Origin of the sequence: Mesorhizobium maamorense, from assembly GCF_044998965.1 — a bacterium.
In the GTDB taxonomy this organism is placed as follows: Bacteria; Pseudomonadota; Alphaproteobacteria; order Rhizobiales; family Rhizobiaceae; genus Mesorhizobium.
The window spans coordinates 3841657-3860608 of record NZ_CP173356.1 but is presented as its reverse complement, the minus strand read 5'-3'; the positions used below and the strand labels follow the sequence as shown (position 1 = coordinate 3860608).

17 protein-coding genes and 2 pseudogenes are annotated in these 18952 nt (G+C 64.4%); 12 read left to right on the top strand and 7 right to left on the bottom strand.

Annotated elements, in window-relative coordinates:
- The first annotated feature begins 11 nt into the window (after positions 1-11).
- The 4 genes from ACIU1A_RS19430 to ACIU1A_RS19415 are packed head-to-tail and all read left to right on the top strand — an operon-like array spanning position 12 to position 3405.
- Positions 12-911, top strand: a complete 900-nt coding sequence (locus ACIU1A_RS19430) for a branched-chain amino acid ABC transporter permease (protein ID WP_404925032.1) — start codon at positions 12-14, stop codon at positions 909-911.
- Positions 912-921: 10 nt separating this feature from the next.
- Positions 922-1902, top strand: a complete 981-nt coding sequence (locus tag ACIU1A_RS19425; RefSeq protein ID WP_140558649.1) for a branched-chain amino acid ABC transporter permease — start codon at positions 922-924, stop codon at positions 1900-1902.
- Positions 1892-2647, top strand: a complete 756-nt coding sequence (locus ACIU1A_RS19420; protein ID WP_140515007.1) for an ABC transporter ATP-binding protein — start codon at positions 1892-1894, stop codon at positions 2645-2647. Before ACIU1A_RS19425 ends, ACIU1A_RS19420 begins: the two co-directional genes overlap by 11 nt.
- Complete coding sequence (locus tag ACIU1A_RS19415; protein WP_140623992.1) at positions 2644-3405, top strand: ABC transporter ATP-binding protein; 762 nt, start codon at positions 2644-2646, stop codon at positions 3403-3405. The genes ACIU1A_RS19420 and ACIU1A_RS19415 overlap by 4 nt, the downstream gene beginning before the upstream one ends.
- A gap of 9 nt (positions 3406-3414) precedes the next feature.
- Here the strand turns inward: ACIU1A_RS19415 and ACIU1A_RS19410 are convergent, their stop codons facing one another.
- Positions 3415-4830 (bottom strand): amidase, encoded by a 1416-nt coding sequence (locus tag ACIU1A_RS19410; RefSeq protein WP_404925031.1) that lies wholly within the window; start codon positions 4828-4830, stop codon positions 3415-3417.
- A 73-nt stretch (positions 4831-4903) separates the two neighbouring features.
- Between ACIU1A_RS19410 and ACIU1A_RS19405 the strand changes: the two genes are divergently transcribed.
- From ACIU1A_RS19405 to ACIU1A_RS19390, 4 genes are all read left to right on the top strand, one after another.
- Positions 4904-5743: a 3-keto-5-aminohexanoate cleavage protein gene (locus ACIU1A_RS19405; RefSeq protein WP_404927969.1), complete on the top strand. Its 840-nt coding sequence runs from the start codon at positions 4904-4906 to the stop codon at positions 5741-5743.
- A gap of 212 nt (positions 5744-5955) precedes the next feature.
- Positions 5956-6576, top strand: a complete 621-nt coding sequence (locus ACIU1A_RS19400; RefSeq protein ID WP_140498389.1) for a (2Fe-2S)-binding protein — start codon at positions 5956-5958, stop codon at positions 6574-6576.
- A 1-nt stretch (position 6577) separates the two neighbouring features.
- Entirely contained in the window at positions 6578-7597 is a 1020-nt protein-coding gene (locus tag ACIU1A_RS19395; protein ID WP_404925030.1) for an FAD binding domain-containing protein, read from the top strand.
- Positions 7598-7599: 2 nt separating this feature from the next.
- Positions 7600-9879 (top strand): xanthine dehydrogenase family protein molybdopterin-binding subunit, encoded by a 2280-nt coding sequence (locus ACIU1A_RS19390; protein WP_404925029.1) that lies wholly within the window; start codon positions 7600-7602, stop codon positions 9877-9879.
- A 176-nt stretch (positions 9880-10055) separates the two neighbouring features.
- On the opposite strand, the gene ACIU1A_RS19385 is transcribed toward ACIU1A_RS19390, so the two are convergent.
- Together ACIU1A_RS19385 and ACIU1A_RS19380 are read right to left on the bottom strand one after the other, a co-directional pair.
- Positions 10056-10331 (bottom strand): hypothetical protein, encoded by a 276-nt coding sequence (locus tag ACIU1A_RS19385; RefSeq protein ID WP_404925028.1) that lies wholly within the window; start codon positions 10329-10331, stop codon positions 10056-10058.
- Positions 10332-10424: 93 nt separating this feature from the next.
- Positions 10425-10640, bottom strand: coding sequence for a hypothetical protein (locus tag ACIU1A_RS19380; protein ID WP_404925027.1), 216 nt, complete (start codon positions 10638-10640; stop codon positions 10425-10427).
- A 63-nt stretch (positions 10641-10703) separates the two neighbouring features.
- On the opposite strand from ACIU1A_RS19380, the pseudogene ACIU1A_RS19375 reads away from it, so the two are divergent.
- From ACIU1A_RS19375 to ACIU1A_RS19365, 3 genes and pseudogenes are all read left to right on the top strand, one after another.
- Positions 10704-11722: pseudogene (locus ACIU1A_RS19375) on the top strand (isopenicillin N synthase family dioxygenase).
- Positions 11723-12048: 326 nt separating this feature from the next.
- Positions 12049-12738 carry an SDR family NAD(P)-dependent oxidoreductase gene (locus tag ACIU1A_RS19370; RefSeq protein WP_140685114.1) on the top strand — a complete coding sequence of 230 codons (690 nt, stop codon included), beginning with the start codon at positions 12049-12051 and terminating at the stop codon, positions 12736-12738.
- 408 nt (positions 12739-13146) lie between these two features.
- On the top strand, positions 13147-13398 hold the full coding sequence (locus ACIU1A_RS19365) for a DUF768 domain-containing protein (protein ID WP_140498383.1): 252 nt from the start codon (positions 13147-13149) through the stop codon (positions 13396-13398).
- A 52-nt stretch (positions 13399-13450) separates the two neighbouring features.
- Here the strand turns inward: ACIU1A_RS19365 and ACIU1A_RS19360 are convergent, their stop codons facing one another.
- From ACIU1A_RS19360 to ACIU1A_RS19350, 3 genes and pseudogenes are all read right to left on the bottom strand, one after another.
- Complete coding sequence (locus ACIU1A_RS19360; RefSeq protein ID WP_404925026.1) at positions 13451-14569, bottom strand: P1 family peptidase; 1119 nt, start codon at positions 14567-14569, stop codon at positions 13451-13453.
- Positions 14570-14577: 8 nt separating this feature from the next.
- Positions 14578-16208, bottom strand: a pseudogene (gene xseA / locus ACIU1A_RS19355) (exodeoxyribonuclease VII large subunit).
- A 76-nt stretch (positions 16209-16284) separates the two neighbouring features.
- Entirely contained in the window at positions 16285-17241 is a 957-nt protein-coding gene (locus ACIU1A_RS19350; protein WP_140498380.1) for a LysR substrate-binding domain-containing protein, read from the bottom strand.
- A 177-nt stretch (positions 17242-17418) separates the two neighbouring features.
- On the opposite strand from ACIU1A_RS19350, the gene ACIU1A_RS19345 reads away from it, so the two are divergent.
- Positions 17419-17709, top strand: a complete 291-nt coding sequence (locus ACIU1A_RS19345; protein WP_140498379.1) for a DUF1127 domain-containing protein — start codon at positions 17419-17421, stop codon at positions 17707-17709.
- Positions 17710-17879: 170 nt separating this feature from the next.
- Here ACIU1A_RS19345 and ACIU1A_RS19340 read toward each other — a convergent pair whose 3' ends face one another.
- Positions 17880-18926, bottom strand: a complete 1047-nt coding sequence (locus ACIU1A_RS19340) for a DUF937 domain-containing protein (protein ID WP_140581224.1) — start codon at positions 18924-18926, stop codon at positions 17880-17882.
- Positions 18927-18952 lie beyond the last annotated feature (26 nt).

The window sequence follows — 18952 nt, the reverse complement described above, 5'->3', positions numbered from 1 at the left end:
GATGTGAACCCATGAGCTATTTCCTCCTCCTGGCCGTCAACGGCCTGGTCATCGGCCTCATTTTCGCGCTGACGGCGGCGGGGCTCACTTTGGTCTTCTCGGTGTTGAAGGTCGTCAATTTCGGCCATGGATCGCTCTATATGCTGGGCGGCTATGCGTCCTACTACATCATCGCCTGGTTCCATGCGCCGCCGCTTGTCGGTGTCGCCGGCGCGATGGTGGCCCTGTTCATCTTCGGCGTGCTCTTCGAGAGGCTCGTCATAGCGCCGATGTATACCGACAAGGTCGAGCGCAAGGACGAATACGCCATTATCGTCACCTTCGGCCTCACCATTCTGATCACCAATCTCGGCCTTGTCGTCTTCGGTCCCTTCGCCAAGGCGCCGCCGTCCTTCATGACAGGAGCGCTGATCCTCGGTCCGTTGATCCTGCCTTACGACCGGCTGATCGCTGCGGTCGTTGCCGTCGTCCTGCTTGTCGGTCTGACGCTTTTCCTGAAGCGCACCTCGCTTGGCCAGGCACTCGATGCGGTGAGCCAGAGCCGCGAGTCCGCCGCGGTCATCGGTATCGATCCACGCCGCATGTACACCATCGCCTTCGGCATCGGCTCGGCGCTTGCCGGCGGGGCAGGGGCGTTGATCGCGCCGATCTTCGCCCTGTCGCCGTCGATGGGTGAGTTGCCGGCCGTGCAGGCCTTCATCATCATCGTGCTCGGCGGCATGGGTTCCGTCGGCGGAAGCATTACCGGCGGCATCCTGCTCGGCCTGGTGCAAGGGCTGGGTGTCGGCTATCTGCCGGACCCCAATCGCGCGCTTGCCTATACGCAGGCGTTCGGAGCGCTGCTGCTCGTCATTGCATTGCTCTTCAGGCCGACCGGCCTGTTCGGCCGCTCGCATCTGCGGCTGGAATAGGATCACGGCAATGGTCCATCCAACATTCTCGCAATCGGCCCAGGCGATTCTGCTCGTGGTGGCGTTGTTGGTGCCGCTCGGCGTCGGACCATACTGGACCCACGTCGGCGCCATCGCCTGGTACTATGCGCTGCTTGCTGCGAGCTGGGCGCTGCTTGCCGGTTTCGCCGGTCAGTTCTCCTTCGCCCATGTGGCTTTTGCCGCGCTGGGCGGATACGCCTCGGCCTTGTTCGTTGGCCAGATCGGCATGCCCCTGCCGCTTGCCATTCTTTCCGCCATCGCTCTTGCCGTCGTGGCCGGCGCCCTGATCGGCGCGCTGGTCCTGAGGCTTTCCGGGCCTTATCTGGCCCTCTTCACGCTCGCCATTTCGGAAATCTTCCGCCTCGTTCTGGTCGCGGAGGAGGACATCACACGCGGCATGCTGGGCTTGCCGGTGCCCGGCCTCTTTTCCGGTCGATCGGACCTGCCTTATTACTATCTCGGCCTTGCGCTCGTCGTCCTGGCGGTATTGGGAATGAATGCCTTGTTGGCGACCCGCGTCGGTCTTTTTCTACGTGCCATCCGGGAAGACGAGGGCGCCGCGCGCGCCAGCGGGGTGGATACCACGCGCTACAAGATCCTCGTCTTCGTGGTAACCAGCGTGATCGCGGCGATAGCCGGCATTTATTACGGCCATTTCATAGGCATCCTGACGCCCAACATGGCTATCCTGCCGGAGATGGGTCTGGTTATCGCGATGGCGGTGATCGGTGGCATCGAAAGCTTGCCCGGCGCCGTGGTCGGCGCAGTCGTCGTCTTCCTGCTTTCCGAGACGCTGCGGTCCTACGGCGAATGGCGTTTCGTGCTGATGGGTCTGGCGCTTATCCTGGTGCAACGCTTCGCGCAGAACGGCCTGTATCCGATGGTCGAAAACTGGGCTCGCTTCCGCGCGCGGCCACGGGAACAAGCGCCTGTTCCAACTGCTACCACCGAGGAACCCCATGCCGGTTGAGAAGGACACCGCTTTTTTCTCGGTCAGTGGTCTTGCCAAGCATTTCGGCGGCATCCATGCCGTCGAAGGCTTATCCTTTGCCCTGGCCCGCGGCGAAATTGTCGGGTTGATCGGTCCCAACGGCTCGGGAAAGACGACCACCATCAACATGGTGACGGGCGCGCTCAAACCCGACGGCGGTGCCATCCTCGTCGAGGGTACCGACATGGCGCGCTCGCCGGCTAATCTTTTCGCGCGCCGCGGTGTTGCCCGTACTTTTCAGGTTCCCCGCCTGTTCCGCCGCATGACCGTGCTGGAAAACCTCATCGTGCCGGCACTTTCCGACCCGGCTGAACGGCGCGCCGCGGCAGAGGAGCGCGCCCGTGGGGTTCTTGCTTTCCTGAGGCTCGACCATCTCGCCGACAGTTATGCAAGAGCGCTTTCCGGCGGCCAGCAGAAGCTGCTGGAACTCGGCCGGGCGCTGATGCTCAAACCGAGATTGCTGCTTCTGGACGAGCCCTTCGCCGGCGTCCACCCGCGCCTGCTGGAGGAGATCATCGAGCACATAAGGAGCCTCAATCGCGACGGTCACACCATCGTCGTTGTCGATCACAACCTCGAGGCTATCCAGTCGGTCGTAACGCGCGTCATGGTGATGGCGCGAGGGCGCAAGATCGCCGACGGCGCGGTCGCCGAGGTGCTGCGCAATCCTGAGGTCGTGCACGCCTATACGGGATCCCGCGCAACGCATCGGGAAGCACGATGATGGAAACCGCTTCCCTGCCATCGACCCCGCCGCTGATCGCCTGCGAGAACCTTGTCGCCGGCTATACGCGCGACATCGACATATTGCGCGACGTTTCGGTCAGAGCCTGGTCTGGCAGCATTTCCTGTGTGGTCGGCCCGAACGGCACGGGCAAGTCGACGCTTCTCAAGGCGTTGTTCGGCTTTCTGAAACCGAGTGCTGGCCGGGTGCTTCTGCGAGACGTGGACATCACCGGAAACCCGCCCTTCCGGATGCTGGGCCTTGGCCTGGCCTACCTGCCGCAGCGGCCGAGCCTCTTTCCTCATCTCTCGGTCGAATCGAACCTGAAACTCGGTCTCTGGCATGCCAGGCCGAAGAAGACGGTGCTGACCGAGAAACTGGAACATGTCTATGAGCGGTTTCCCGTCGTTCGGGAGAAACGCACGCAGCCTGCCGGCCAGCTCTCGGGAGGCCAGCAGCGACAGGTCGAGATCGCACGCAGCCTGATGGCCGATCCGTCGGTCTACCTGATCGACGAACCGACCGCCGGCGTCGATCCGCAGACCAGCGAGACGATCTACGACATCGTCCGCGATCTTGCCCGCGAACTCGGCAAGGCCGTGCTGCTGGTCGACCAGGATATTCGCGCCGCGCTTGCCATCACCGACTACGTCTATGTGGTCAAGAACGGCACGGTTTTTTCCGAAGGCGCGCGCGCGGATTTCGGTGCCGACACCGACGCTCTTGTCGCACGTTGGCTGTATGCGAGCGGTGAATGAACGGGCAGCTTACGGCGTGGCGTAGCCCGGCGGCTGTTCGAACAGGCCGCCGCGCCGAATCTCTAGCGCCCGCCCGATCCTCAGCGCCAGCGGATCCTGGAAGCGGCGAACCGCGATCTGCAATCCTGCGGGCAGACCATTGACGAGACCGATGGGGACGCTGAGCGCTGCCATGTCGAGGAGGTTCACCATGCGGGTAAACGTCCCAAGCGGCGTCGTTGTCTCATCGATGTCGGCCAATGGCGGCGCGGTAATCGGCGCCGTTGGCGTCAGGAACGCATCGGCGCCTTCGAGATCGCGATGAAACTCGATCTGCGCGGCTCGGCGCCTTGCAATCAACTCGTGATAAGCGGCGAGGCCGATTTCCCTGCCCTTGAGAACCCGCATGCGGATCGCCGTGCCGACGCCGCTGTCCGCGGGTTCCACGTAACGGCCGAGATGATGCCAGGCTTCGACGGCCATGATGTCGCCGGCCAGGGCCTTGTAGGTGTCGTAAGATTGCGGCATCGGCATCCGATCGACATTGGCACCGAGCGCCTCCAGTTCAGCGACGGTGGAGTCGAAGCGGTCCAGGATGCCGGGGTCTACGCCGGCAAGGTCCACGGCCGAGGGGATGCACAGGCGAAGGCCCGATATGCTCCGCTCGAGCCCGTCGAGCGGCGAGGTCGGCGCCACGCCAAAGGTGGCCGGATCGCCGGGATCGGGACCCTCGAGCGCGGCCAGCAGAAGGGCTGCATCCTCCACCGACCGGGTCATGGGACCGATGCTGTCGAAGGACATGGCAAGCGGCAGCAAGCCGCCGCGCCCGATAAGGCCGAAGGACGTCTTCAGGCCCACGATTCCGCACATGGCGGACGGATTGCGGATGGAGCCCGTAGTGTCGGTGCCGAGCGCGACCGGCACCAGTCCGGCGGCGACGGCCACGCCCGAACCGCTCGACGATCCGCCCGGCGCGCGCGGGATGGCGCTGTCACGCGGGTTCAGGGGCGTGCCGGCGACCGGGTTGGTCCCCCAACTGCCAAAAGCAAATTCCACGGTGTGCACCTTGCCCAGCAGGATCATCCCGGCCGCGACAAGGCGTTCGATTGCCGTTGCCGTGGCGGTTGCGAGTTCGCCCGCAAGCGCTTTCGAGCCTGCCAGGGTCGGATAGCCTTCGACGTCAAGCAGGTCCTTGGCCGCGAAAGGGATACCGTCCAGCGGCCCTTTCGAGACGCCGCGACTGCGACGCTCGTCGGCTTCGCCGGCGGCCTGGAGCGCAGCCTCAGGAAACAGCCGGACGAACGCATGCAGCGAATTGTCATGAACGTCGACACGATCCAGCGCGCGCCGGACGATCTCGGTCGAGGATGTGTTGCCATCGGCGAGCGCGCGGCTGAGTTCGGCGGCGGTGGCGAAGGCGGAAATCCCTTGGGCGGTGGCGTTCATGCTGTCCTACCTGTGCGAGTCGGTGAAATGAAGCATGGAAAACCACGTTGCGGGAGAGCCAATTGGCCCGGAGATGAAATTGAAGCCGTTGCTGATCATGGTTGCGCCGAACGGAGCGCGCAGAACGAAGGCCGATCATCCGGCTCTGCCGATGACCGCCGACGAACTTGCCGAAACGGCGAGGCAGTGTCTCGCTGCCGGCGCCGCCGCCATCCATGTGCATGTCCGCGATACTTCAGGCCGGCACACGCTTGACGCCGCGCTTTACCGGGATGCCATCGCGGCGATCCGGGAGCGGACGCAGGGCGTCATGGCGATCCAGATCACGACCGAAGCGGTCGGGCTCTATTCGCCACGCGAACAGATGGACCTTGTTCGGGCGCTTCATCCGGTTTCCGTCTCGATCGGCTTGCGTGAGATAATCAGCGATGGCGAGGCGGAGCCGGCCCGCTTCTTCGCGTGGGCCGGTCGGGAAGGCATCGCGGTCCAGCACATTCTCTATGATCGGGCCGATCTCGACCGTTTCATCGATCTGCGGCGGCGAGGCATTCTGGCGGAGCCCACAAGCCCCCGGCTGCTGTTCGTCCTTGGACGCTATGCCGCCGATCAGGAAAGCCGGCCCGAAGACCTCGATGTCTTCCTTGAAGGGCTCGATGCGCATGGTCTTGAAGGCGCCGTATGGTCGGTCTGCGCCTTCGGACGGGGCGAGACCTTGGCGCTGACGGCGGCGATCGCGGCGGGAGGGCACGTGCGGGTCGGCTTCGAGAACTCTCTCTGGCACGCCGATGGCAGCCTCGCCCGCGACAATGCCGAACGGGTCGCGGCAATCGTCGAAGCCGCTGGCCGCACGGGGCGCCCGATTGCTTCTGCCGCGCAGGCGCTTGATATTCTCGGAATTGCCCGCCAGCAGTGAGGGCCCGCGCGCCTTGTTAGGGGATCGGCCGCGCGCCTGCAAATTCGCCAGGGTAGGACGGCACGGTCTCGAACGGCCCCGTCATATCCTTGCATCCAAATCGGGCGACTTGCCTTGCGAGCCGTCTTCCTTGTGCGTTTTATCGCGGATGGCCCGGAACAATGGCCCCGATGAGGGGTTTGGTCGCGACATAGCGAGCGACGGAGCCAGCGATGTCCGAGCATGTTCCCCCAAACTCCTCCAGTCTCAGCAGACGAAGCTTTATGACCGCGACCGTCTCCGCGGCTGCGGTGACTCCGCTTCTGGCCTCGACAGCCAGGTCCGAGGAGCCTCCGGCTGCTGCCGCCAAGCCAAACGAGCCTGTCATGACAACACTGACCATCAACAAGCAGCCATACAATCTGGCGCTCGACAGCCGAACCAGCCTGCTCGACGCCTTGCGCGACCATGTCGGCCTGACGGGCACGAAGAAAGGTTGCGATCATGGCCAATGCGGTGCCTGTACGGTGCTGGTCGATGGCCATCGCGTGCTCTCCTGCCTCAGCTTCGCGGTGATGAACGAGGGCAAGGCGGTAACCACCGTCGAAGGGTTGGCGTCGACGGATGGCGGCCTGCATCCGATGCAGCAGGCCTTCATCGATCACGATGCGTTCCAGTGCGGCTATTGCACGCCCGGCCAGATCATGTCCGCGATCGGCTGCGTCCACGAAGGACATGCCGGTTCAGAGGACGACATTCGCGAATATATGAGCGGCAACCTTTGCCGATGCGCGGCATACCCGAACATCGTCGCGGCAATCGTCCAGGCCCGCGACCAGATCAGGAGGGCCTGAGATGCATCCTTTCGTCTATGAGAGGCCCGCCAGCCTCTCCGCGGCGGTCGCCGTCGCCTCGCGCTCGGCCACCAGGCATCCGCCGACGCAAGCCCCCGCGCAGTTCATTGCCGGTGGCACCAATCTCGCCGACTATATGAAACTCGGCGTCGCCCGGCCGGAACGCTTGCTCGATTTGAACGGTCTCTCCGAACCGGCATTGCGGCGGATCGAGACCGGTGGTGAGGGTCTGCGCCTTGGCGCTCTTGTGCGGATGGGCGACGCGGCCGAGAATGCCGAGATCAAGCGTCGGTATCCGGTGATCGCGGAGAGCCTGCAACTGGCGGCAAGCGGCCAGCTGCGCAACATGGCAAGCCTTGCCGGCAACATCCTGCAGCGGACCCGCTGCGAATATTTCCGCGAAACCTCATGGCCATGCAACAAGCGCGAGCCAGGCTCGGGCTGCGCCGCGATGGAGGGGTTCAACCGCCAGCATGCCGTGCTGGGGACCAGTGAGAACTGCATCGCGAACTATCACGGTGACTTTGCCCAGGCCCTGATCGCGCTTGACGCCACGGTTCATGTCCAAGGCCACAACGGGCGGCGAAAGATTCCGTTTGCCAGCCTGCATCGCCTGCCCGAGGACAGCCCTCACATCGAGACCGACCTGGCACCCGACGAGATCGTCACCGCCATAGAGGTGCCCGCCGGCGCATGGACCAGGCGTTCGCGCTATCTCAAGATCCGCGATCGGCAATCCTATGCGTTTGCCCTTGCATCGGCCGCGGTCGCCCTCGACCTCGACGGCGAGACCGTGAACGAGGCGCGCATCGCGCTTGGCGGCGTGGCGACCGTACCCTGGCGGGCAAGAGCGGCGGAGGAGATCCTGCGCGGCAAGGTGCTCGACGAGGCAGCGGCGGCCGAGGCCGCCGAAGCCGCGTTCGCCGAGGCCCAGCCGCGTCGGCACAACGCATTCAAGATAGAACTCGGCAAGCGAACCTTGATCAGGGGGCTGCTCGAAACCCGTGACATGAAGGTGTGATCATGAACGTCGCCGCTCCACAGCCGAAGGAAAACATGGGACAGCCGCTGCCGCGTATCGATGCGCGGCTGAAAGTCACCGGCCAGGCCGAATACGCGGCGGATCTCCCGGCCGCCAACATTGCGCACGCCGTGCTCGCGACGAGCAGCATCGCCAAGGGCAAGGTCGCCAGGCTTTACCTGGATGACGCGCGCTCGGTGCCCGGCGTGCTCGACATCGTCACCTATGGCGACCTCGACAAGGTCGAGACGCCGAAATTCGGAAATACCGGCGCGAGTTCTATCGGGCCGCTGCATGACAAGGCGATCTTCCATGACGGTCAGATCATTGCGCTGGTGGTCGCCGAGACCTTCGAAGCGGCCGAGGAGGCGGCGCAAAGGATCCGCGCGGACTATGCCGAGGAAAAACCGACCGCCAGTTTCGACATGCCGGGGACAAAGACCATCGACGCCGCCGGCAAAAGCCCGTTGTTCAAGGAGGACGTCAAGGCCGGTGATTTCGATGCCGCCTATGAATCGGCCCCGATGAAGATCGATGCGCGGTATTCGACGCCGACCCAGCATCACAACCCGATAGAGCTGTTCTCGACCACCGCTGTTTGGCAAGGCGACCAACTCACCGTTTACGAGCCCTCTCAGAACGTGACCGGCTGGAAAGTCGAGTTGGCGCGGCAATTGAGGCTCGACCCAGCGAATGTGCGCATCGTCTGCCCTAACGTAGGCGGCGCATTCGGCTCGAAGGGGCCGATGACGGCGCGAACGGCCATCGTGGCTGTGGCCGCCAGGCGGCTTGGCCGGCCGGTGCGCTGTGTGGTCAGCCGCATGCAGGCGTTCGGCACCCAGACCTATCGGGCCGAAACCCGGCACCGCATCCGCATCGGCGTCGGCAAGGACGGCCGCATCACTGCTTTCGGCCATGAAGGCTGGGAGGTGACCTCGAGACCCGATTCCTATGTCGTCGGCGGGACTTCGGCCACCGGTCGCATGTATGCTTATGGCTCGGTGCTGACGCATGTCTCGCTTGTGCAGGCGGATCGCAACACGCCCGGCTATATGCGCTCGCCGCCCGAGACGCCCTACGTCTATGCGCTCGAGAACGCCATGGACGAGATGGCCGTCGCACTCGGCATGGACCCGATCGAATTTCGCCGGATCAACGAGCCCCAGAAGGAGCCGATCGGCGGCAAGCCGTTCTCCAGCCGGTCGCTGATGAAATGCTACGATCAGGCCGCCGATGCCTTCGGCTGGACGAGACGGGATGCGAAAGTCGGCTCGATGCGCGACGGCGACTGGCTCGTCGGCATGGGCTGTGCGACGGCAGTCTACCCGACCGCTGCCGCGCCATGCGCGGCCCGCGTGCGCCTGACCGCCGAAGGGGACGTGCGCGTGCAGTGCGGCTCGCATGAAATCGGCACAGGTGTGCGAACCGTTGCCGGCCAGATGGCGGCGGAACGTCTCGGTGTCGACATCGGCAAGGTCGCCGTCGAGATGGGCGACAGTGCCTTGCCGCCGGCGCCGGTATCGGGAGGTTCGATTTCCACTGCCAGCGTCTGTTCGGCCGTGCTCAAGGCGTGTGATGCTGTGCGCACGAAATTGTTCGCCGCAGCGGTCGCGGAGGGTGGCCCTCTTGCAGGCTCGCACAATGAGGAACTGGACCTCCACGAGGGACGGATCCTCACCAAGGGCGGGGCGTCGGCAAGCACCGCCGATATATTCAAGGCCATGCAGGTAGGCGCTATCGAGGAATATGCCGAATTCGCGCCGAAGGGCTCGACCCCCGAAGCGCTCAAGAAGCTCTATGCCGGCCAGTCGGAATTCCACGGCGGCGAGTCCGACGCGGATTCGGTGAAATATGCGTTCGGGGCCGAATTCGTGGAGGTGCACATCAACAGCTACACGCGCGAAATCCGTGTGCCGCGCATCGTCGGGGCGTTCGCGGCCGGCCGCATCATGAACACGCGCACCGCGCGCAGCCAGCTGATGGGAGGCATGATCTGGGGCATTGGCCAGGCCCTGCATGAGGCGACCGAGATCGACACCCGCTATGCCCGCTACGTCAACCGCGACCTGCAGGATTATCTGGTCCCGGTGAATGCCGATATCAGGGATCTCGAGGTGATACTGGTCCCGGAGATCGACCATGAGGTCAATCCGGCTGGTGTGAAGGGCCTGGGCGAACTCGGCAATGTCGGCACCGCCGCTGCCGTCGCCAGCGCCGTCTACCACGCGACGGGCAAGCGGATCCGCGACTTGCCGATCAGAATTGACGATCTGATCGTTTGAAGACCGGGGTGATGAGGATTGCTCCGCCGCAACAAGCGTGGGTTTGTCCTCGCCCAGTTTCACTGCCTTGCGGATCGGGATGCTGATGCGTCAGGAACCGACTGTTTCATGCCAGGGTGATCCGGAACAGCCGGAACCCTTCCCGCCCCGTCGAACGGAACTGACCGTAGGAGCGCTCAGCCTTGGCCGCGCCTGCTCGGCCCGGTATTTGCACCGGCAGCCACCACGCCCTGCGCCTGGTCGATGGCGTGTCCCAGCAGGCGCGGAATGAAAAGCTGCAGCGTCGCGGCGATGAAGGTCGAGACGATGGTGATGGCGACCTGCCAAGGGTGGCACAGCGTCATGCGCATGATACGCAGCAACGTGCTAGGCCCCTTGCCCCAGGAGGCTTGCGCCACATGGGCAACCGATTTGCCGCGCCCCGCCGCGCTGCCGATTGCTTGCGTGTTCAAGGACCTATCCAAACCGATCCGGACTTTAGCCCGGACGAATGAAACAGATTCAAATTCAAGTGCCGCGATGTTACGCGCCTCCCGCGCGGCCGTTCAAGGGCCAATGACAGCTTCGCGCTGTGCCTGAAATGACACGCCCGTATTTCGCGCAATGATCGCGCTCATCGTCAGGCTGCCCGCCCAAATAGAAAAATTGTTCGTCCCGGCGGCATCGAAAAGCCGATCGTTCCTTTCCCGGCGCACTGAACTCCGTGAGATTTGGGGCATCGATGGCGGCTTCGGCCGCTGGAAAAGGAGCAGCACATCCACGGGCCCGGTTTTCCGGGCGAAGTTTTCAAGCAGCACCCGGAAAGAACCCGGAAAGGAGCTGACATGCCCAGAATAGTGCCCGTGCTCGATCTGAGCCGTCTCGAACAAGGCGCGTCGGAGCGCCGGACGTTTCTGGCGGATCTGCGCTCCGCCTCGCGCGATATCGGTTTTTTCTATTTGGCGGGCCACGGCATCCCATGGGCCGACATCAGCGAGACGCTCGCCGCTTCGCGGCGTTTCTTTGCCTTGCCGGAAGCCGACAAGCTGTCGATAGAGATGGTCAATTCCTCGCAGTTCCGCGGTTATACCCGCGCTGGCGGCGAACTGACCAAGGGCAAGGCCGACTGGCGCGAGCAGCTCGACATCGGCGTCGAGCGCCCGCCCATCGCGCAAGGCCCGGGAATTCCTGCCTGGACGCGGCTGCAGGGCCGAACCAATGGCCGTCGGCGTTGCCGGAGCTGAAGCCGGCGCTGCTGGCCTGGCAGGCGAAGGCGACGGCCGTGGCCATTCGTCTGCTCAAGGCCTTCGCGCTGTCGCTCGACCAGGCCGAGGACGCTTTCGATCCGATCTATGGCGGCGAACCCAATCATCGCATGAAGATCGTGCGCTACCCCGGCCGCGAAGCGACCGGCGGCGACCAGGGCGTCGGCGCGCATAAGGATGGCGGCTTCCTGACGCTGCTGCTCCAGGACGACAACAAGGGCCTGCAGGTAGACTATGACGGAAGCTGGGTGGACGTGGATCCGATTCCCGGAACGCTCGTCGTCAACATCGGCGAGCTGCTGGAGCTCGCCTCGAACGGCTATTTGAGAGCCACCGTGCATCGCGTCGTGACGCCGCCCGCCGGCGTCGAACGCATCTCGGTGCCGTTCTTCTTCAGCGCCAAGCTCGATGCCACGATACCGCTGCTCGAGCTTCCCGAGGAACTGGCGGCGCAGGCGCGCGGGCCGGCCAGCGATCCCGACAATCCGCTGTTTCGCGATGTCGGAACCAATGTGCTGAAGAGCAGGCTGCGCTCCCATCCCGACGTTGCGCGGCGTCATTATGCCGATCTGTTTGAGCCCGAGACCCGGGCAGGCTGAGCCATTCGGCAGGTAGAAATTTTTGTAGGGCAGCAAAATTTTAGAATTCTATTCGTCGCCAGCGCGCGAAAATGGGCTCAAGATAAAATTATCGTTCGAGGTTTCCTCCCATTCCTCCGAACGGTGTTCCCCTCTGAAGGTTATGACCTTCTTTCTGGCCGGGCCGTCTTCGCGCCCGGCCATTTTTCTTTGCCGGGAACAGTTTTTGCGGCCTGGGAAGCGCGCCACGACGACACGCCATTTTCTTGGAAATGCTTTCTCTTGCGTTCCACTTGGGAAGGCGCAACCCTCTCCAATCCAGTCACCACCGCGAAAGAGAGATGCTCATGACATCCAATGTCGCCGTCATTGCCGGAGCGGGATCCGGATTGAGCGCCTCGCTTGCGCGCCTTCTCGCAAGGGAAGGTTTTCGTGTCGTGCTGGCCGCCCGCAACGTCGAGAAGCTCGACCCGTTGCTGGCGCAGACCGGCGCCCAAGCCGTGGCAACCGATGTCTCCGATGCCGCGTCGGTGCAGCGCCTGTTCGAGGTCGCTGACAAGGCCGGCCCGCTGTCGCTCGTGGTCTTCAATGCCAGCGGACGCGCCCGTGGCCCGATAGCCGAACTCGATCCAGAGGCTGTCAGGCAGGCCTTGCTGGTGGGGGCCTATGGCGGCTTCCTGGTTGGCCAGCAAGCAGCCAACCGGCTGCTTTTGCAAGGCTCGGGCTCGATCTTCTTCACCGGCGCGACGGCAAGCGTCAAGGGGTTCGCCGGCTCGGCCGGTTTCGCGATGCCCAAATTCGGCTTGCGTGGACTGGCGCAATCCATGGCTCGCGAACTGGCCCCCAAGAACATCCATGTCGCGCATTTCGTCATCGATGGCGCCATTGCCTCGACCGTGCCGGGAGGGGCTCCCGACCCGCAGGATCGACGGTTATCGCCGGACGCGATCGCCGAGGCCTATCTCGGCATCCATCGCCAGAACCGCAGCGCCTGGACCTGGGAACTCGAGCTCAGGCCCTGGGTCGAGACCTTCTGATCGGCACGGTGACCTATGCAGCTTTCGCGGGGCTTCCATGCAAGGCGGCGGAGAGAGTCGACATTGCATGGGGATGTCACTATATAGCGGCGGCTTCGATGGCTTGTGCCTGGAAACGGCAACGTCATCGGGCAGCTGTTGTGACAGCCATTGAGATGCAAACGGACCTGAAAACCGTAAGAAGCAAGTAGAAGCAGCCTCTCGAGGCGGGACAGGATTCCCGCCAAACGATACCCGCCCCCAGAAACAGAAAATGTTCTTCAATCCTCTATTTCCTTTGGCTCTGTGGACCTTGGACGACATCGGCTTGCCGTCCGGTGGCGACTCGGCTGGAATGGGGACATGCATCCTTCACCGGATGCCGACGTTTATGATTACCAACCGGCTTCGCCGCCAGGGAAAAGCAATATGAGTGAGCACGCCATCGAATTCTTGCAGGGATGGATTGGCGAAAAAGTCCATTGCCAGTCCCACGCCAGGATCGAGAAGCAGGCCGAGACGCTGGCCAGGGAATGCGCTGCCAAGGCGGCCGAGGTCGGCATACCGCTGGAGGATATCCAGGAAGAAGTCGGCGATATCCAGGAACTCATCGCCTCCCGGCTCGAGGAAGCGGCCGAGGCCGACGAGCACCAGCAGGCCGCGAGCAAGGCCGCGGAATAATTCAGGAGCAATCCTGTATGAATACGCGGACCATTCGGTCCGCGTATTTGTCTCAGCCGAATTTCTCCTTCAGCCACGCCTTCGGCAGCGCCGGCACGAAATTGCCGTCGCGGCCGGTCATGTCCTCGTTGGCGACCATCGCATTGAGGACGGCTTCCTCGACGCCCTGGACCACGGCATCGAAGAACGGATCGATGTCGCTGTCGGGGATGAACTCGGCGCGAGCGATCCGGCCCGGCGGCGCCAGGGCCGCGTCGGGATTGGCGGTAGAGAAGGCGAGGAAGATGTCGCCGGAACTGTGATAGCCGAAGCCGCCGGTCATGGCGACGCCGAGCGGCACACGGCGGGCCAGCCGCTTCATCTGATGCGGCAGGAACGGTGCGTCGGTGGCAATAACGGCGATGATCGAGCCTTTTTCGGCACGTGGCGTGCCTTCGCGGATCGCGGGTTCGACGAGCTCCGGCCCGGCGCACAGGCCTCGAAGCGTGAAATTGCGCCGCTTGCCGAAATTCGCCTGCACGAAGGCGCCGACAGTATAGACACGCCCTTGCCATTCGGTGATGCGCGACGCGGTGCCCGAACCGGCCTTGAAGCCGAAGGCGATCATGCCGGTGCCGCCGCCGACGCTGCCTTCCTCGATCGGTCCGCTGGCGGCACCGTCGAGCGCCTCGGCAACATGCCCTGATGTCACGTGGTGGCCGTTGATGTCGTTGAGGAAGCCGTCATAGGTTTCCGCTGCCACCGGCAGTCCCCAGCCGCTGTCGAGTGCGGCTGGCAGCACCTTGCTCATCCAGCGCAGGGTGCCGTCGCGCGAAACGCCGCAGGAATGCGTGTTGGTGACGGTGATGGGGAAGTTGAAGGCGCCGGTCTCCTCGACGATATGCGAGCCGGTCAGTTCGCCATTGCCGTTCTGGCTGAAGATGCCGGCGAAGACCGGTATGGCAAGGTCGGCCCGCGGCCTGGGCAGGATCGCGGTCACGCCGGTGCGCACCGGTCCCTGGCCCACGACGAGCGGGCCGTCGCCTGAAATCAGCGTGGAATAGCCGACCGACACTCCAGCCACGTCGGTGATCGCGTTGAACGGGCCGGGCGTGCCGTCGAAGCCGATGCCGAAGCTTCGCGCGCGCGGCTTGCCGGAGGGCGTTTTCCAATGATGCGGATTATCTGTCATGTCACGGTTCAGAATAGGGAGCCCTGGCTGCCGGGCTCCTTGGCCTTGGTCGCGGTTTTGGCGGCCGGTCGTGGCCGCGCCGAGCCGCTGGTCGCGACCGCATCCGCCGTGCCGTCGGCGAACTCCAGGGACAGCGCCATCCCCGCCGACAATTCCGCCGCACGCTTGACGACGGCGCCGTCGGCATCCTTCACCAGGGCGAAGCCGCGTGCCAGCACGGCCTTGTGCGACAGCGTCGCCAGCAAGCGGTCGGCCTGGGCGACGCGACTGCGCAGCCGCTCCAGCCTCAGCGATGCCGCATGCGTGCTGCGCCGCGTCAGCGCGGTCAGGAAATCCCTTTGGGTCCGCTGCCGCCGCGCCGTGGGCTCTATGGTGATGCGGCCCTGCAGCGCCGCCAATTGCTGCCGGTGCCGCTGCAGCGACGCCCGGGCGCATTTCGGCAACTGATCGGCGGCGCGATTGAGTTCCGCGCGCCGGGCCCTCGTCAGCGCGCGCAACGCACCCTGTGCCCGCAGAAGATTGCGCTCGTTGGTCCGCCGCGCCTCGGCAATTCGCTGCGACAGCATTGCCGGCGTCAGTTTCAGGGCGAGGAAGCGTCCCCGCTTGCGTTCGGTCGAAACCATGAGGCCGCGCCCGAGCCGGCTCGCCGCCTCGTCGAGACGACGCCGTGGCAGCGCCAGCAACTGATCGGGCGAGGGCAGCGCACGCGCCGCCGCGCGCACGGACTGGCGCTTGCGCTCGAAATTGCGCGAAACCGCAGCCTTGAGCCGCGCGCCGAGACTGGCGAGCGTCGCTTCGAGGTCAGCCTTCACCGGAACGGCGATTTCGGCCGCCCCCGTCGGCGTCGGCGCCCTCACATCCGCGACGAGGTCGATCAGCGTCCAGTCGGTTTCGTGGCCGACGGCCGAGATCAGCGGAATGGCGGAGGCGGCGACGGCACGGGCCAGCGCCTCGTCGTTGAAGCCCCACAAGTCCTCGAGGCTGCCGCCGCCCCGCGCCACGATCAGCAGGTCCGGGCGCTCGATGGTGCCATCCCGTGCCAGCGCGTTGAAACCGGCGACTGCGGCGGTCACCTCGGCGCCCGCGGTTTCGCCTTGCACCCGCACCGGCCAGACGAGCACATGCAGCGGAAAACGATCCTTGATCCGGTGGATGATGTCGCGGATGACGGCCCCCGTCGGCGAGGTGACGACGCCGATGACGCGCGGCATGAAGGGCAGCAACCGCTTGCGGCCCCCTCGAACAGTCCTTCGGCCTGCAGCCGGCGCTTGCGCTCCTCCAGCAGCGCCATCAAGGCTCCGGCGCCCGCCGGTTCCAGATTGTCGATGACGATCTGGTAGTTGGATTTGCCGGGATAGGTGGTGAGCCTGCCGGTGGCGATCACCTCCATTCCTTCTTCGGGGCGGAATTTCAGCCGGCCCATCGTGCCTTTCCACACCACGGCGTCGAGCCGAGCGCGGTCGTCCTTCAGCGTGAAATAGGCATGGCCGGAGGAGTGCGGCCCGCGATAACCCGAGATTTCACCGCGCACCCGTACATTGCCGAAGGCATCCTCGACCGTGCGCTTCAGGGCGCCTGATATTTCGCTCACCGTATATTCGGTGGCGTTGCTGCGTGATTCGGATGCTGCTTCGCTCATCGGCCGATTGGGGGGTGGTTGCGCGCCGGCGTCAAGCTGGCTGTTTTCAGGTCGGCGTTCAGGTGCGTCTGATCGCTTACCAGCCCGGCAGGATCTGGTTCGGCTTGGTTCGCCGCATCTTGCTGAAGGCGAGTGCCGCGAAATCGAACGTTCCCGCCTCTTCGCCAAGCGGCACCGAGATGTTGTCCAGGCTTTCGGAAATGTGCCGGGCCAGTGCATCGACGATCTCCGGCCGCGAGGTTTGGCCGCGCATGATGCCGATACGGCAGTCGGGCAGGGCGCCGAAGCCGTCGGCCTCGCCCAGCACCCGCATGCCGGGCCTGAGCGCGCATTCCGGCAGCACCGAGATCGCCAGGCCCGACAACACCGCGGCGGTGATGACCGTTGCGGAAAAGCTGGTGAACAGGATACGATAGTCGCGGTTCTGCTGGTCAAGCACGTCGACGGCGGCGCGTCGCCAGATACAGTTTGGCCGGCCAAAGGCCATAGGCAGCGTCTCCTGCTCGTGCGTGGCGTGGTTGGCCGAGGTGACCCACAGCAGCGGTTCGCGCCGCACCACCTCGGACTGGCCCCGCACGTCGTTATGCGTCACCAACGCCAGGTCGAGATTGCCGCGCTTGATGTGTTCGACCAGCCCCGGCGTCGGTTCGCAGACGACGGTCAGTTCGACGCGTGGATTGGAACGCGTGAAGCGCGCCATGATCTCGGGCAGGAAACGGTCGGCGTAGTCGTCCGGCGTACCGATCCGGATCGTGCCTTCGAGCCGCCGGTCGTCGAAGGCGGCCAGCGTTTCGCGGTTGAGATAGAGCAGCCGTCTTGCGTAGGAAAGCAGCTTGTCGCCTTCCTCCGTCAGTCTGTTGCTGCGCCCTTCCTTTTCGAACAGCGGCTTGCCGATCCGCTCCTCTAGCCGGCGCATCTGCATCGACACCGCCGACTGGGTGCGGTGCACCTCTTCGGCCGCCCGGGTGAAACTGCCAGTGTCGGCGATCGAGATGAAGGTCTGCAACTGATCTAGATCGAGCGGCGCTTTCATCGGCATGATCCATCACTAGTGTTGATGCTTAAGATTAGAAACATTCGTTGGATTAATCAATCGAGCAATGGCAAATTACTGATGTCCACATGAAGGCATGTGAATCGAAGCCGGAACGGCCGCTGTCGCCAGCGCCGATCGCCTGGTTTTGCCCGTTCGAGTCTGAAGGAGACCGACATGGTTACGTTTGATTTCGCCACCGAGACCTCGCGCATCACCACGCGTCCGGCCGTTGCGACGCGCGCGATCAATGCGGTCTCCAATGTCTACCAGGCCTGGAAAAACCGCCGTGCCTTCTATCGCCTCGGCGAGATGTCGGACGCCGAGCTTGCCGATATCGGCCTGACGCGCGCCGACCTGCACGTCGCCATCGACGTGCCGTTTGGCCGCGATCCGACGGCGATGCTGCGCGAAATCGCCAGCGATCGCGTCGAAACCATCGAGGACATCGCCCGCAGGGTGGCCTGATCGGTTGAATTTCGGTCCCGCTGAACCTTTTCATCAGTCAGCGCGACCAAGGTTCATGCAGGCTTCCCACTCCCTGCCGGTCCCCCGCCGGCCTGCCTGCACGCTGCCCGGTCCTCCCAAGGACCGGGCTTTCTTTTTGCGCGAGGCAAAAGCCAAAACCTGGGCGACGGCTACCGCCGATCCATGCCGCGCTTGAACTGGTCGAAAATCGACTCCATGCCTTTCTGGTAGTCGTCGCGCTGCTGCGCTCCGGTCTCGAACATCTTGCCAAACAGATCGTCGAACGGGTTCGTCGGCCTGCCGCTCGGATTGGCCTGCGGCTGCGGCGCCTGGGGCTGCCGCCGAGCTTGGGGCTGCGGCGCCGGCTGCTCGCCGCCTGATGCACCGCCACCCTGCCGCAGCATCTCCTCGAAGATCTTGCCTAGCGGACTGTCGCCATAGGGGCTCTGGGTCTGCTGCGGCTGAGGCTGGTCCTGCGGCGGCTGCGCGCCACCGCCGAACATGTCCTGCAGCACCTTGCCGAGCGGATTGTCGCCAAAGGGGTTCTGTGTCTGCTGCGGTTGTGGCTGGGATCGGCTTTGCGGCTGTGGCGCGCCGCCGCCGAACATGTCCTGCAGCACCTTGCCAAGCGGGTTGTCCATCGGGTCTTGCGATGGCGGGCTCGGCTGCGGCGCCGGCGCCTGGGCGCCGCCCAGGCCGCCTCCCTGGCGCATCATCTGCTCGATGATCTCGCCCAGCGGATTGCTGCCGGCGGCGCCGAAGCCGCTGGCCGCCTGCATCTGCCCCCCGGCCAACTGATTGGTGGTCTGCTTGAACAGCCCGCCCATCATCATCGAGGCCAGGGCCGGCAGCATCTGTTGCAGCACCTGCTGGCTGATACCGGTCGCTTGCGCCGCCTGGCCGGCAACCGCGCGCGACAGATCCTTCGAGCCGAACAGATGCCCCAGAATGCCGTTGCCCTCATTGATGCCTTGCGGCGAGAAGGCCCGGGTCGCGTCCTCGAAATACTTGGCGTGCTGACCGCTCGCCATCGCCGTCATGAAGGCGCCGAGCCCATAGGGATCGGCGGTGTTGCGCCTCAGTCCTTGCGAAAAGGCAGGCAGCAACGCCTCCACCGCAGATTGCGTCTGCTGCATCGAGAGCCCGTATTGTTGGGCAAGCGCCTGCATGCCGCTGCCGTTCTGGGCTTGTGCCAGCATGTCGAACAAGGAAGGCATTGGTCTCTCCTCCGGAAATCCCCGCC

Bases quoted from the DNA above. Each gene is read 5' to 3' on its own strand.
- ACIU1A_RS19350 (WP_140498380.1), bottom strand. From the start codon at position 17,241: ATGAAAGCGCCGCTCGATCTAGATCAGTTGCAGACCTTCATCTCGATC.
- ACIU1A_RS19420 (WP_140515007.1), top strand. From the start codon at position 1,892: ATGCCGGTTGAGAAGGACACCGCTTTTTTCTCGGTCAGTGGTCTTGCC.
- ACIU1A_RS19400 (WP_140498389.1), top strand. From the start codon at position 5,956: ATGTCCGAGCATGTTCCCCCAAACTCCTCCAGTCTCAGCAGACGAAGC.
- ACIU1A_RS19425 (WP_140558649.1), top strand. From the start codon at position 922: ATGGTCCATCCAACATTCTCGCAATCGGCCCAGGCGATTCTGCTCGTG.
- ACIU1A_RS19410 (WP_404925031.1), bottom strand. From the start codon at position 4,830: ATGAACGCCACCGCCCAAGGGATTTCCGCCTTCGCCACCGCCGCCGAA.
- ACIU1A_RS19345 (WP_140498379.1), top strand. From the start codon at position 17,419: ATGGTTACGTTTGATTTCGCCACCGAGACCTCGCGCATCACCACGCGT.
- ACIU1A_RS19360 (WP_404925026.1), bottom strand. From the start codon at position 14,569: ATGACAGATAATCCGCATCATTGGAAAACGCCCTCCGGCAAGCCGCGC.
- ACIU1A_RS19415 (WP_140623992.1), top strand. From the start codon at position 2,644: ATGATGGAAACCGCTTCCCTGCCATCGACCCCGCCGCTGATCGCCTGC.
- ACIU1A_RS19370 (WP_140685114.1), top strand. From the start codon at position 12,049: ATGACATCCAATGTCGCCGTCATTGCCGGAGCGGGATCCGGATTGAGC.
- ACIU1A_RS19340 (WP_140581224.1), bottom strand. From the start codon at position 18,926: ATGCCTTCCTTGTTCGACATGCTGGCACAAGCCCAGAACGGCAGCGGC.
- ACIU1A_RS19365 (WP_140498383.1), top strand. From the start codon at position 13,147: ATGAGTGAGCACGCCATCGAATTCTTGCAGGGATGGATTGGCGAAAAA.
- ACIU1A_RS19395 (WP_404925030.1), top strand. From the start codon at position 6,578: ATGCATCCTTTCGTCTATGAGAGGCCCGCCAGCCTCTCCGCGGCGGTC.
- ACIU1A_RS19390 (WP_404925029.1), top strand. From the start codon at position 7,600: ATGAACGTCGCCGCTCCACAGCCGAAGGAAAACATGGGACAGCCGCTG.
- ACIU1A_RS19430 (WP_404925032.1), top strand. From the start codon at position 12: ATGAGCTATTTCCTCCTCCTGGCCGTCAACGGCCTGGTCATCGGCCTC.
- ACIU1A_RS19405 (WP_404927969.1), top strand. From the start codon at position 4,904: ATGAAATTGAAGCCGTTGCTGATCATGGTTGCGCCGAACGGAGCGCGC.